Here is a 13,468-nt window from a genome sequence, read left to right as displayed (position 1 = left end):
GTTCCCCTAACGCAATCGATGGTCCAGCTCGCAGGGATCGATCGGGACGTAACCATGACCGGCTGAAAGAGGTCTGCATGAGCTCGCTGATCGACAGCGAACCGGGAGAGAAATTCCGGATCGGACGGATTCGACTCCTGGGGCGGCAACGACGGCGACTGCTCGAGATGGGCCTGATCCCGGGCGCGCCGGTCAGCGTGGCCACGGTCGGCGTGGGCGGCGGCCGCATTCTGTGCCTCGGCGAATCACGAATCGCGGTGGACGCGGCCACCGCCCGCACGATCGAGGTGGCGCGGGAGACCGCGCATGAATGAGTCCTGCTGCGGCGCTCCGTCTTCCACCGCGACGCTGGCCGCGACCGCCACCGTGGTGCTGGTCGGCAATCCGAATGTCGGCAAGTCGACGCTGTTCAACGCCGCGACGGGAGCCCGTCAGCGCGTCGGCAACTGGCCGGGCACCACCGTCGAGGTGACCGAGGGGCCGTGGAAACTGGGCCCCGGCCACACGATTCGGCTGCTGGACCTGCCCGGCACCCACAGCCTGCTGCCCGCCGCGCCCGACGAGGCCGTCACCCGCGACGCCCTGCTCGCCGACTCCGGCCCGAACCGGCCGGATGTGGTGGTCGCCGTGGTCGACGCGGCGAATCTGGTGCGCAGCCTCTACCTGCTGTCGCAGATCCTGGAGACCGGCGTGCCCACGGTGGTCGCCATGACCATGACCGATGTGGCGGACGGACGCGGCACGCACGTCGACGCCGGTCGGCTCGCCAAGGCGCTCGGCGTGCCGGTGGTGCCGCTGGTGGCCCGCGGCGGCACCGGGATGCCCGCACTGGCCCGCGCCGTCGACGCGGCCCTGACCGCTCGACGCACGCCGGTCGCCCCGCACCTCGGCGACGACGTGGAGACGGCGATCGACACGCTGAAACCCCGACTGCCCGAGGACTATCCGGCACGCTTCCTGGCCCTCGCACTGCTCGCGGGCGACACCCCGCCGGGCATCGCGGCCGAACACGCCGCCACCGCCCGCACCGTTCTCGCCGAATCCTCCGACGAGCCAATGGATTCCGAGGACGACGGTGAGATCCTGATCGCCGAGCGCCGCTACGCCTGGGCCCACGACGTCCGGTCGGCGGTGGTGAGCGGCACGCAATCGCGAGTGACGCTGAGCGATCGGGTGGACCGGATCGTGACCCACCGCTGGATCGGCGTGCCCGTCTTCCTGGCCGTCATGTGGCTGGTGTTCGAGCTGACCACCACCGTCGCCAAACCGATGCAGGACGCGCTGCAGGGCGTCATCACCGGGCCGGTCGCCGACGCGGCGTCGAGTTTCCTGACCACCCTGCACGCCCCGCAGCCGCTGATCGGGCTGGTGCGCGACGGGTTCATCGGCGGCGTGGGCGTGGTGCTGAGCTTCGTGCCGCTGATGCTGATCATGTTCATCCTGCTCGCGGTGCTGGAGGATTCCGGCTACATGGCGCGCGCCGCCTTCGTGGCCGACCGGCTCATGCGCACCATCGGGCTGCCCGGTCGCGCGGTGCTGCCCATGATCGTCGGCTTCGGCTGCAACGTGCCCGCCATCGCCGGGGCCAAGGTGCTGTCCGATCCCCGGCACCGGATGCTCACCGCACTGCTGATCCCCTTCACCAGTTGCAGTGCGCGCCTGGTGGTTTACGTGATGCTGGCGGGAGTCTTCTTCGGCAGCCAGGCGGGGACGGTGGTCTTCGCCATGTATCTGGTCTCCATCGCGCTGGTGGTCGGTGTCGGATACCTGTTGCGCAACATCGTGTTCCGCGACATGGCCGATGAACCGCTGGTGCTCGACCTGCCGCCCTATCGCCGGCCGAGCCTTCGGGTGCTGGGCGCGGGCACCTGGCAGAAGTTGCGCGGGTTCCTCGCCACCGCCAGCGGCATCATCGTGGTCACGGTGACCGCCGTCTGGCTGCTGGCCTCGATTCCGGTGAGCGGCGGCACCTTCGGGCAGGTGGATCCCGGTGACAGCGCGCTGGGCAAGGTCTCCTCGGCGGTGGCCCCGGCCTTCGCGCCCGCCGGATTCGACGACTGGCATGCCGGTGCGGCGCTGGCCACCGGTTTCGTCGCCAAGGAGGCGGTGGTGGCGACCATCGCGCAGTCCTACAGCATGGACGATCCGGGGCACGGCGCGGCGAGCGCACCGCTCGCGGACTCGCTGCGCGAGACCTTCCGGGACTCCTCGGGCGGTCACCCCGTTCCCGCGGTGCTCGCGTTCATGATGTTCCTGCTGGCGTACACGCCGTGCGTGGCCACGCTGGCGGCGCTGCGTGCCACCATCGGGCTGCGCGCGACGCTCATGAGCGTGGTCATGCAGCTGGCGGTGGCGTGGGTGCTGGCGGTGGCGGTCTTCCAGATCGGAAGGATCTTCTGGTGAGCGCCCCCGCCCCCAGTCCGCTGCGCCGGGTACTGGCCGAGATCACCGCATCCCGAGGCGATTTCAGTCTCGACCAGGTGGCGCGCTCCGTCGGTGTGTCCACCGACGAGGTGCGCGCCATGGTCGACTACTGGGCCCGCAAGGGCCGATTGTCGGTGGAACGGATCGATTCGGGTTGCCCGCCCGCCGGCTGCGGCGGCTGCGCCATCCGATCGAGCTGTTCCACCACCGCCGCGAAAGGTCCCGGCCTGCTGGCGATCACGCCGCGCCCGGTCAGGGATTGACCGCGATCACCAGCTTGCCGGTCGAGGAACGGCCCGCCATCAGCCGGTGTGCGTCGGCCGCCTCGGCCAGCGCGAACTCGGCGGTAATGGGCAGCCGCACCTTGCCGGAGGTGGCCAGATCGAAAGCCTGGGCGGCGATCTCGTGCAGCACGTCCGGGGCCGCGATGCTCAGGCCGAGGATGGAGAAGCCGGATACCGTGCGGCCCATCGGGTAGAGATCGTTCGGGCCGATCTGCCACGGGGCCTCGCCGCCCGCGTTGCCGAAGGAGATCAGGCGGCCGAAGCGGGTCAGCGAATCGAGTGTGCGGCGCAGGGTTTCGCCGCCGACGGATTCCAGCGCCAAGTCGACGCCACGACCGCCGGTGGCCGCGCGCACATCGGCGTCGAAGGTCTCGTTCAAGAAAGCCTCGTCGTAACCGTATTCGCGGGCGTAGTCCGCCTTCGCCGGGCTGGACACCACGCCGTACACCGCACCGGCGCCCGCGAGCTTGGCGATCTGGGCCGCCACCGTGCCGACGCCGCCCGCGGCGGCCTGCACGAGCACGGTCTCACCCGGCTGCAGCCGACCGACCGTGTGCACCAGCGCGTAGGCGGTGGGCAGGACCGTGGGAAGCGTTGCGGCGGTACGCAGATCGACGCCCTCCGGTACCGGGAACACCGTGGCGGCGTTCACCACCACGACATCGGCGTACGCACCGCCGTCGGTGATGGCCGCGACCGCCTGACCGACACGCACGCCCTCGACGCCCTCACCGATCGCGCGCACCCGTCCGGACAGCTCCAGGCCCGGCACGAACGGCAGCCCCGGCACCCGATATCCCACCGCCCGCGCCTGCAGATCGGCGAAATTCAGTCCCACGAAAGCCACGTCGATGGTCACCTGTCCCGGCCCCGGCTCCGGCACCGCGACCTCCACCAGCTTCAAGACCTCCGGCCCGCCGTATTCGTCGAATCGAATCGCACGCATGCCGCCACACTCCCTCTCCGCCCACCTATTGGACGGTCGAACCACCTCGGCGCCCGCCACCGGACGCACCGTGATCCAGCATCCACGACCACCGGACTATTCCGGCTGTCACGCAACGGGCGTGGCCATATTGCGCCATCGCACGGTGTGAGTCGACACCGGTCCGCGGAGTGCCCGGCGACCCGCATCGGGGCGAAGGGGCCCGGCCGGGGTCAGCCGGATCGATTGGCGTTGCGGGCGGTGCCGCGGTGGGCGGTGACGGTGGTGGGGTCTTCGGGCCAGGCGTGTTTCGGGTAGCGCCCGCGCAGGTCGGCGCGGACCTGGGGCCAGCCGGTGCGCCAGAAGGAGGGGAGGTCGGCGGTGACGGCGACCGGACGCCGGGCCGGTGAAAGCAGATGCAGCAGTGGGGAAACACGGCCGCCCGCCAGGCGCGGGGGCTCGGCCCAGCCGAAGATCTCCTGGACCTTGACGGCGAGGACCGGCGGGTCGGCGGCGTAGTCGAGGCGAATCTTGCTGCCGGAGGGGACTTCCAGGCGTTCGGGGGCGAGCTCGTCCAGACGGGCGGCTTCCGGCCACGGCAGCAGGCGGCGCAGGGCTTGCCCGGCGTCGACGCGTTCCAGGTCGGCGCGCCGTCGTGCGGTGGAAAGCTCGGGCCCCAGCCAGGTTTCGGCCTCGGCGAGCAAGGTGTCGTCGTCGACGGCGGGCCAGGGCGCGCCGAGCGTGCGGTGCAGGAAGTCCAGGCGCTGACGCAGACCGCGGGCGTCCTCGTCCCAGCGCAGCAGGTCCAGGCCCGCCTCCCGGAGCCCGCGCAGCAGGGCGGACGTCACCAGGCTCGGGTCGGGATCGGGTAAAGGCTTCTCCGACAAGGTGATCGAGCCGAGGCGCTGCACCCGCCGGGCCACCAGGTTTCCGTCGATCCAGTCGACCTCGTCGACGGTGGCGAGCAGGTTCGCGGCGGCCTCGCGGGCCAGTGGCTCATCGGCCTTGGCCGCCAATCGGATTCGCCCCTCGGACTGCCCCGGGTCACGCCCGGCGACCGCGATGGCCAGCCATTCGGCATCGGCGAGCCCGCTGCCCGGCGGCAGGATGACCGCCGTACCGCCGGCCATCAGGTAGCTGGAGGAACCCGGTGCGCGGCGGCGAGCCAGCCGCTCCGGGTAGGCGAGCGCCGCGATGAGTGCGGGATCGTCGCCACCCACGCGGTTTCGGTCCGCGACAGCGGCTTCCGATGAACCATCGTTCCCGCCGGGAGAATTCTCGGTCAGGGTTGCCAGGCGGCGCGCCTCCCGTTCCCAGCGGGCGGGGCGTTCGGCGCGAAGCGTTCGCACGGCGGCGACCAGATCGACTCCGGCGGCCTGTGCGTCGTCGTCGAGCAGGGCGACGACCTCGGCCGCGGCCCGGGCCCCGATCTCCCTCGCGCCGTCGAGCAGAGCCCGCGCCAGCCGCGGGTGCAGCCCCACCGCGGCCATGCGTCGGCCCCGCTCGGTCACCGCGCCGTGGTCGTCCACGGCGTCGAGGGCCCGCAGCACCGACCGCCCGGCGGCCAGTCCGCCCGCGGGCGGCGCGTCCCACCAGGCCAGCCCCTGCCCGTCGACGGTCCCCCAGCACGCCAATTCCAAAGCGAGCCTGGTCAAGTCGGCGGTGCGGATCTCCGGCTCCGGATACGCGGGCAGGGTGGCGTGCTCGTATTCCGGCCAGCACCGCCACGCGCGACCCGGGCCCTCGCGACCCGCACGGCCCGCCCGCTGTTCGGCCACCGCCGCCGAAACCCGAACGGTCGCAAGGCCGGACAGTCCGCGCCGGTGGTCGACGCGCGGCACTCGCGACAGCCCCGAATCCACCACCGCCCGCACACCCGGCACGGTCAGGCTGGATTCCGCCACCGCCGTGGACAGGACGATCCGCCGACGTGAGCCCGGTCGCAGGGCCGTGTCCTGCGCGGCGGCCGACAGCCGACCGTGCAACGGCACCACGTCGACCTCGCCCAGCCCGGAGAGCAATTCGGTCGTCCGCCGGATCTCCCGCGCACCCGGCAGGAACACCAGCACGTCACCCGCGGTGTCCGCCAACGCCATTCGAGTGGCCCGAGCCACCTGCTGCTCGATTCTTTCCCGAGCCAGCGGCGGCACATAGTCCAGCTCCACCGGATAGGCGCGCCCGCGTACCTCCAGCACCGGCGCGGGCTCCCCGGCCCCTCCGCCCAGCAGGACCGAAAGCCGTTCCGCCGCAACGGTCGCCGAGGTGGCAAGCACCCGCAGATCCGGCCGCAAGCCCTCCCGGGCGTCGAGCAGCAAGGCCAGGAGCAGGTCCGCGTCCAGGTGACGCTCGTGGCATTCGTCGAGCACTACCGCGTCGACCCCGCCCAGCTCGGGATCGCCCTGCAATCGCCGCACCAGCAGACCGGAGGTCACCACTTCGATGCGGGTCCCGGCCCCCACCTTGCGGTCCCCGCGTACGGAGTAACCGACCGTCTGCCCGACCCGTTCCCCCAGCAGCGCCGCCATCCGCGCGGCGGCGGCTCTGGCGGCCAGCCTGCGCGGCTCGGCGACCAGCACCCGCCCGGGCGTGGCCGCGGCCAGCGCCAACGGCACCAGCGTCGTCTTGCCGGTCCCCGGCGGCGCGACCAGCACCGCGGTGCCGCGCGCACACAACGTCGTCGCGATCTCGTCGAGAGCCGGACGGACGGGGAGATCGGGGAGATCGGGCAGTTTCATCGGAGCTCAGTCTGCCGCACTTGCACCAGACAGACCGTTCGGGATGTCTGTACGGCAGGTGTACGGCGCGACAATGCCGGGCGAGCCGCGGATTGCCTTCGGGCCCGACATCGCAACCGATTGCGGTTCAGTGGATTTCGTTGGTCACAAGGGGCTTGCCAAACGGCCGGGGTGTGTCCGTATGATCTTGCCCGGGCCACCTGTTCACTCCCCCCCAGAACAGTGTCGGCCCATCGATGGTGACGTCGCCGGGCCAACTCCCCCCCTTCGCCCGGCGGCGTTGCTTTTTCCGGCTCCAACGCATCGCTCGACACCGCGACGCGGCCAGCGGGTCGGCAGTCTTCCCTTCCTTTCCGGAGCTCGTCTTTCCATGCCTCGTCTTTCCGGACCTCGAATACGTCGCGGATCAGCCGCATCGCCCGGACGGCGGAGTAGGTCACCGCAATCTCCATCCGGAATCAGTGGCGCCCAATGCCAGCTTGTTGGCGCGTAGCGTCCCCCGATGGCGGGCCGGTGCGCCCATAAGGTCGGGGACGTGTCATCGATCAAGACGTCCGATCCACTCCTGTTCCCGGTGCTGCGCAGTCTGCTGCACAACGGAATCGTCCATCGCGCAGTCGCTCTCGCCGTCGCCACCGTCGTGTTGATCGGTGTGCGTCATCCGACCTGGGTGCCCTACGCGGTCACCGTCTACGCCATCTGGCAGGCCGCGGCGGTCACCCTCAACTCCGCGCGGGCCGCCCGCGCGGGCAGCTGACGCCCCAGAACCCGCTTCCGCACCATCAACAGAGAGAGAAGACGATGTTCGCTCCAGTACAAGACCACCCGTTGTTCGACCAGGTGCAGCAGCGCATGGGCCGGGTGCCGAACATGACCAAGGTGATGGCCAATTCGACCCCGGTCCTCGAGGGCTACCTCGGCCTGATGGGCGCGCTGAAGAAGGCCTCGCTGCCGGGCCCGACCTCCGAGCGCATCGCGCTGACCGTCGGCGCGTCCAACGAGTGCGGCTACTGCGTGGCCGCGCACACCTTCGCCGGCAAGCGGGTCGCCAAGCTCAGCGACGCCGAGGTGGAGGCCGCCAAGGCGGGCACCTCCGAGGACGCGAAAGAGGCGGCCGCCGTGGCCTTCGCCCGCGAGCTGACCGAATCCCGCGGCAAGGCCGACCCGGCCGAGGCGCTGGCCGCCGGCTGGACCGAGGAGCAGGTCCTCGAGATCGTGGCGCTGGTCGCGCTGCAGACCCTCACCAACTACGTCAACAAGGTCGCCCAGACCGAGAACGATTGGCCCGCAGCATGACCGACTACAAGGTCCTGGCCATCTCGGGCAGCCTGCGCGCGAATTCCTACAACACCGCGCTGCTGCGCGCCGCCCAGAAGCACGGCGCCGGCCTCGACATCGAGATCTACGAGGGTTTGCGCGAAATCCCGCCCTACGACCTGGATCTGGATACTCCGCAATCGCGGCCCGCGATCGTCGCGGACCTGCGCGAGCGGATCACCGCCGCCGACGGCCTGATCATCGCGACCCCCGAGTACAACTATTCGATGCCGGGCGTGCTCAAGAACGCGCTCGACTGGGTGAGCACGGACTGGACCAAGACCGAGGGAGTGCCGCTGCGGCACAAGCCCATCGCCATCATGGGCGCGGCGCCGACCCAGTTCGGTTCGGTACGAGCGCAACTCGCGCTGCGCCAGGTCTTCCACTGGACCGAGAGCGATGTGGTGCTCAAGCCCGAGGTGATCGCGTTCCGTTCGCACGAGCGGTTCGACGAGGAGGGCAATCTCGTCGACGAGATGACCATCGATCTGCTGACCGGCCTGCTGACCGCCCTGGTGGTCAAGATCGATCGCGCTCCGCAGCCGCGCTGAGCCGCACCGCCCGATCCCGCTCCCCGACCGGGAGCAGCGGCCGGATGTCCTTGCGAGAGTTGATCATCAGCTTGGACAGGATCGCCGCCACCTGGGCGTCCACCGTCCGCGAGGACGTACCACGGCGCGCCGCGATCGCGGTGTTCGTCAATCCGGCCGCGACCAGCACCGCCACCTCGCGCTCGGCGTGAGTCAGTCCCTCCCACAGCGACTCGGCCGGGGCGGGGGCGGCGGGACGGCTGTCGGTGTGTCCGGCAACGGGAATCATCGTTGACGGGCACGCCGACAGCAGCCGATCGGCCCCGGGCTCGAATTCGGCGTCCCGCACGGCCGTAGCGAATACCTTGTGCCCCAGCACCTTCACCGCCGCGTCGGCGGCGTCGTCGGTGTACTGGGCGAAGGGCTGCAGGTCCGTCAGTTCGATGCCGAGCCGACGCCGGATCGCCGCGGCGCGACCGGTCAATCGGGCGATCTCCAGCGCGTATCGCACCGCGGTGTCCCCGACCGCGATGTCCGCACGCCCCCGGGCCGAATCGGCGGTGATCACCCGGGAGAGTATCCGGGCCCGGATGGTCAGCCCCCACACCCCGCCCCAGTGATCGCGCATCGGAAGCTGCCACGCCAGGCCCGCATCGCACAGGGCCAGCCCCGCGACGGGATCGTCGTACGCGGAAATCGCGATGGCACGGGCGAACCGGGCCCACGACAGCGCCCACTGCGGCCCCGCGGCCACGACCGCGTCGAGATGCGCGCCCGTCACCGCCAAGGCGTCGGCCGCGGTGCCGAGGAACGCGGCCGACAGGGCCTCGAACAGTCCGCACATGACCGCGCCGCCCATGTCACCCGCCGCCTCGAACTTGCGCCGGGCGCGCGCGAACACCACCGCCGCCCGTGGATCCGCGTGCACCTGCCACAACATGCCGCCCCAGAGGTTCTCGACCGCCGCGGGCAGACCCGGATCGACGGTCGGGTCCGCGCGCCAGTTCTCCCGATCCCCGGGGTCGAGGCAGTCGGCGACGCACTCCTCGAGGATCCGGTCGGCCTCCCCGGCCATGCCCTGGCACACGGCGATCCAGCCGATCGAGGCGCGCGCCGACACGTCGAGCTCGGCCGGGCACCGTCCCGAGGCGCGGGCGGCCACCAGAGCACGTTCGGCCAGTCCCCGCGACTCGCGTAAGGACCCGCGCAGAAACGGGATTCGCGAGGCCAGCAGCCCCACGGCCAGCTCCAGGCCGAGAACCGCCGCCGCCGGATCGGACAGGCAGCCCTCGATCGCGTGCACGATGTTGTCCCATTCGGCGCGGGCCTGGGCCAGCAGCTCCTGCTCGCGCGGGCTCACCCAGCCCGTCGCCACCGCGATGACCTGATCGCCGTAGTAGTGGCGGTGCCGCGCGGTCAGGCGCAGCCATTCGCTGTCTCCGGCCTGCCGCAGCCGTTCCCGCGCGAAGACCTGGAAGCTCTCCAGCAGCGAGTACCGTGCCGACTCGGCGCCGACATGGATCGAGACCAGCGACCGATCCACCAGTTGCCGCAGCAGCGGTTCGATCTCCGCGCGGGCCAGACCGGAGCCCGCGCAAATCGATTCGACGGCCTCGAGATCCGCGCCGATATCCGCGGTCGCGACCCGATCCCGGTCCGCGTCCTCGGGATTGGTGTCATAGCCGACGGCGAAGACCGACAACCGCTCGAACAGCAGGCGTTCCTTCGGCTCACACAGGTCGTAGGACCACGCGATGACCGCGCCGAGATCGCGATGCCGATCGTCGGCGCCCACCCGGAATCCCGGCCAGCGCAGTCGGCGGTCGTCCGCGGTGCCGTCGCCGAGATCACGCAGGATCATCGCCGGCGACTGGTACCGCAGCCGGGCCGCGGCGAGCCGGATGTGCAGCGGATAGTGGTGCAGCCGCGCGCAGATCGCGTCCACCCGCTCGAGGTCGCCGTCGGCCACCGGATGCCCGGACTGTTCGGCGCGCCGCCGGAACAGGTCGCGGGCCTGGTCGCGGGACAGCGGCGGGATCGCCACGATGTGCTCGTCCACCCAGCCGATCGCGGTGCGGCTGGTCGCCAGCACCGCCAGTTCCGGAACCTCGGCGAGCAGATCCGCGATCACGGTGCCGACCGGTTCCAGCACGTGCTCGCAGTTGTCGAGGACCAGCACGCGCCGGCGCGGGCGTCCGGCCGCACCCGGCTGTCCGAGCGTGTCGATCAGGGCTTCGCGCGCGGTACGCCCGGAGAAGTCCCCGTCGAGCACGGCGGCGACGATCTCGTCGCGCACGGCCCCGGGGCACGCGTCCTTCGGCAGCCGGGCCAGATGCACCCAGAACACGGGCAGCCGCGCCACCTCGCGCAACCGGGCGGTCACCGCCATGGCCAGGCGGGTCTTCCCGATACCGCCCGATCCCACCAGCGTGACCATGCGCGCCGATTCCGCCAGCAGGGCCGTGACGCGCGCCAGTTCGCGCTCGCGGCCTACGAATCCCTCATCGCCCGTCGGCATACCTACGCCACACAGTTCAGCTCCACCGACACATCGGGCCAGCCTAGTGGTCGCGTCCCGCGCCGCCGCTCCGACCTCGAAAAACAGCGGCCGCACGCGAGCTCGGCGGCTACTACCGATGCGCTCGGGCTACCTATTCGCGGAGTCTTGACCGTCACAGCCGCACCACCATGTCGGAAAGGACCGAGATGCTCTCCCCCCGGGACGCACGGCTGCCATCGGCGATCGGTGGCACCAATCCCGCCCGCACCGCCGGCTTGCTCCGGGGCATGGCGCTGACCCTCGGCGTTCCGCCCGCGGAGTTGGATGCGATCCTGCCGAGCGTGGATCCGGACGTGCTGGACGACGATCGGCTGCGGATCCCCACCGAATGGGTGTGGCGGGTCTGGGAACTCATCGACGACCGGGCCGGTCCCGGCTCCGGCGCGCTGGTGGCGCGCGCCGCCGAATTCGGCGAACTGCATGTCTGGGACTACCTGTTCGCCAGCGCGCCCACCCTCGCGGAGAGCGTGCGCGTCGCGATCGCGCTCCGGGCCGTGGTGACCGACCCCGATGTGGAATGGTCGATCCACGAGGACGGCCGCCTGCTGACCGTGCGCCGCACGCCCGGGCGCGAACCCGCCGCCGCGCTCGCGCCCGTGGAGGAATTCACCCTCGCGATCCTGCTGCGGCGGATGCGTGCCGCCGTCCGGCAACCGCTGGTGCCGGTCCGAATCACGTTCAGCCACGGCGCATCTCACCGCCGCAAGCCTCTCGTCGACGAATTCGGCACCGGCTGCATCGATTTCGGTGAGCCGCACGCCGAGATGACCTTCCTCGACGCGGGCGCGCTGCCGACGAACGCCGACCCCTACCTGGGGCCGATGCTGCGCGACCACGCCGAATTGGTGCTGGCCAGTTCCCGATCCGCACCGGATTGGCGGGAAACGCTGCGCGGCACCATCGCCGCCGCGCTGCGCGACGGCGAACCCGGCCTGGAGGCCACCGCGCGCCGCCTCGCGCTCAGCCCGCGCACCCTGCAGCGCCGGCTCCAGGAGCTGGGCACCAGCTGGCGGCAGGAAGTCGAATCGGTGCGCCACGCCAACGCCATTCGCCTGATCCGCGACAGCGGACTGCCCGTCCAATCGGTCGCCGCCCGCCTCGGCTACACCGACGCCCGGACCCTGCGCCGCGCCATCCGCCGCTGGACCGGCGACAGCACCGTGGAGTTCCGCCGTCGGCTCGCGTGAGTCCGCCGTGAACTCGCACGGAAGCTAGGAAACCGCCTGGGAGCCGAGGAAGTTCAGCAGGAGCTGGACGTCCTCGCCGTAGTCGACGTGTGCGTTGGAGGCGTAGAACGCCGCCATGTCCACGCCCTGGCGGCTCAGCTCCAGCAGGTCGTTGACGAAGTCGTAGCCGCCGCCCGCGAGCAGGGTCTGGGCCGCCACCCGCAGGCCGCCGCGCACGGCCGTGGTGAACGGCCCCGCGACCGCGCCGACCAGGTCGAGTCCGCTCACGGTGAGCCCGCCGAGGTCGGCGGCCGCGGCGAGCGGGCCGCCCCGATTCAGGGATTCGACCGCGCGCCACAGGGTTTCCTGCACCTGCCCGACATCGCCGGCGATACGCAGGATGTCGATCTGGGTGAGGATGTCGGCCAGCGTGCTCTCGGCGGCCGTCCAGCCCGTGGGGTCGACCGCGGCGGCCGCGCGGATGACCGAGCCGATCAGCGACAGGTTCACGCCCGCGACCGCCTGGACCAGCGGGGCCAGCGCGACATTCACGGCACTCGCGATCCGGTGCGCGCCGTTGATGTCGCCCGCCTGGATCAATCCGGGCAGGCTGTTGACGCCTTGGAGAATGGTGGGCAGGTTCGCCGCGGTCGCCGCCCAGCCCGCACCTACGGTCACGGCCTGGGCGACGAGCGTGCTGGGATCCATGCCGGCCGGGATCAGCGAGGCGATCGGCGCGGGATTGCCGCTGAGCACCTTGCCCAGCGCCGAAAGGAACGGGGAGGTGGCGGCATTGAGCGAGCAGTACAGATCGCCCTCGACGCACAGCGTGCGGACCCGATCGGTCAGCGCGCCGAAATCCTGCCCGCGGGTTCCGGCGATGCCGTGACCGGGCTGCGGATCACCCAGGGACAGTGTGGTGCCCGGGTCGCGATGCGGATCGGCCAGCAGGCCGACGCCGACCACCCGGTCGGCGGCGATCGGACCCTCGCCGTTGCCGATGCGGGTCGCGAGGTCGCCCATGCCGTCCGCGCCCTGGCTGTATCCGGCGAGAATGACGCGCGTCGAGTCGCACAGGCCGCCGATCATCCGCTGCAATCGGTCCTCGAGGGTGCTCAGGGACTGCGCGTAACTCAGTCCCTGATCGAAAGCGCTTGCGGCGTAAGGGGCGTAGAGCACGGTGATGTCCTCGCCGAACTGCCGCTGCAACCCGTCCCCGATCGGCCGGAGCATGCCGACGGGCACCTTGGGATCCGCGTCCGAACGCGTCTCCCAGGTTCCCGGCGCGAAGATCGCCGTGTACGGCGTGCAGGTCTCCGCACCCCGTGCCTGCGCTCGCGCGTCACCCACCACCACGCTTCCGACCGTGAGCACCGCGGCGACCAAGATCGCCGCGCACGAGGTCGCCAGCCTGCTCATGTGTCCAATCCCTCTGTCGCCGATCGGATCTCGACCCGCGCGGCGGGCACCCGAGCCCACAGCACAGTTCCGGCTAATTCTCTCCGTTCGGCGCGGTTTCCGCAGGGT

11 protein-coding genes are annotated in these 13,468 nt (G+C 71.2%); 7 read left to right on the top strand and 4 right to left on the bottom strand.

All coding sequences use genetic code 11. The features are described from left to right. Window positions 1-77: 77 nt before the first annotated feature. The 3 genes from GPX89_RS28665 to GPX89_RS28655 are packed head-to-tail and all read left to right on the top strand — an operon-like array spanning window position 78 to window position 2,687. A complete protein-coding gene (locus GPX89_RS28665) occupies window positions 78-314 on the top strand; it encodes a FeoA domain-containing protein (RefSeq protein ID WP_157390816.1) in 237 nt (78 codons plus the stop codon). Then, window positions 307-2,403, top strand: a complete 2,097-nt coding sequence (gene feoB, locus GPX89_RS28660) for a ferrous iron transport protein B (protein ID WP_157390815.1) — start codon at window positions 307-309, stop codon at window positions 2,401-2,403. Before GPX89_RS28665 ends, feoB begins: the two co-directional genes overlap by 8 nt. Next, window positions 2,400-2,687 (top strand): FeoC-like transcriptional regulator, encoded by a 288-nt coding sequence (locus GPX89_RS28655; protein WP_157390814.1) that lies wholly within the window; start codon window positions 2,400-2,402, stop codon window positions 2,685-2,687. The genes feoB and GPX89_RS28655 overlap by 4 nt, the downstream gene beginning before the upstream one ends. Here the strand turns inward: GPX89_RS28655 and GPX89_RS28650 are convergent. After that, window positions 2,677-3,654, bottom strand: coding sequence for a quinone oxidoreductase family protein (locus GPX89_RS28650; protein ID WP_157390813.1), 978 nt, complete (start codon window positions 3,652-3,654; stop codon window positions 2,677-2,679). The genes GPX89_RS28655 and GPX89_RS28650 overlap by 11 nt on opposite strands. Window positions 3,655-3,866: 212 nt before the next feature. Next, window positions 3,867-6,368, bottom strand: coding sequence for an ATP-dependent helicase HrpB (gene hrpB, locus GPX89_RS28645; RefSeq protein ID WP_198347639.1), 2,502 nt, complete (start codon window positions 6,366-6,368; stop codon window positions 3,867-3,869). A gap of 535 nt (window positions 6,369-6,903) precedes the next feature. Between hrpB and GPX89_RS28640 the strand changes: the two genes are divergently transcribed. The 3 genes from GPX89_RS28640 to GPX89_RS28630 are packed head-to-tail and all read left to right on the top strand — an operon-like array spanning window position 6,904 to window position 8,236. Further along, complete coding sequence (locus tag GPX89_RS28640) at window positions 6,904-7,125, top strand: hypothetical protein (protein WP_157390812.1); 222 nt, start codon at window positions 6,904-6,906, stop codon at window positions 7,123-7,125. 44 nt (window positions 7,126-7,169) lie between these two features. Further along, a complete protein-coding gene (locus GPX89_RS28635) occupies window positions 7,170-7,664 on the top strand; it encodes a carboxymuconolactone decarboxylase family protein (protein ID WP_157390811.1) in 495 nt (164 codons plus the stop codon). Next, window positions 7,661-8,236, top strand: a complete 576-nt coding sequence (locus tag GPX89_RS28630; RefSeq protein WP_157390810.1) for an NADPH-dependent FMN reductase — start codon at window positions 7,661-7,663, stop codon at window positions 8,234-8,236. Before GPX89_RS28635 ends, GPX89_RS28630 begins: the two co-directional genes overlap by 4 nt. On the opposite strand, the gene GPX89_RS28625 is transcribed toward GPX89_RS28630, so the two are convergent. Then, window positions 8,205-10,733 carry an ATP-binding protein gene (locus GPX89_RS28625; RefSeq protein WP_157390809.1) on the bottom strand — a complete coding sequence of 843 codons (2,529 nt, stop codon included), beginning with the start codon at window positions 10,731-10,733 and terminating at the stop codon, window positions 8,205-8,207. The two genes, GPX89_RS28630 and GPX89_RS28625, sit on opposite strands and share 32 nt — an antisense overlap. 188 nt (window positions 10,734-10,921) lie before the next feature. On the opposite strand from GPX89_RS28625, the gene GPX89_RS28620 reads away from it, so the two are divergent. Further along, entirely contained in the window at window positions 10,922-11,962 is a 1,041-nt protein-coding gene (locus GPX89_RS28620) for an AraC family transcriptional regulator (protein WP_207710605.1), read from the top strand. A 24-nt stretch (window positions 11,963-11,986) separates the two neighbouring features. Here GPX89_RS28620 and GPX89_RS28615 read toward each other — a convergent pair whose 3' ends face one another. Then, on the bottom strand, window positions 11,987-13,360 hold the full coding sequence (locus GPX89_RS28615; RefSeq protein ID WP_157390807.1) for a cutinase family protein: 1,374 nt from the start codon (window positions 13,358-13,360) through the stop codon (window positions 11,987-11,989). Window positions 13,361-13,468: the final 108 nt, after the last annotated feature.

The organism is Nocardia terrae, from assembly GCF_009760405.1.
Lineage (GTDB): Bacteria > Actinomycetota > Actinomycetes > Mycobacteriales > Mycobacteriaceae > Nocardia > Nocardia terrae.
Note: the sequence above shows the minus strand (reverse complement) of the source record. Positions and strands in the feature narration are given on the sequence as shown.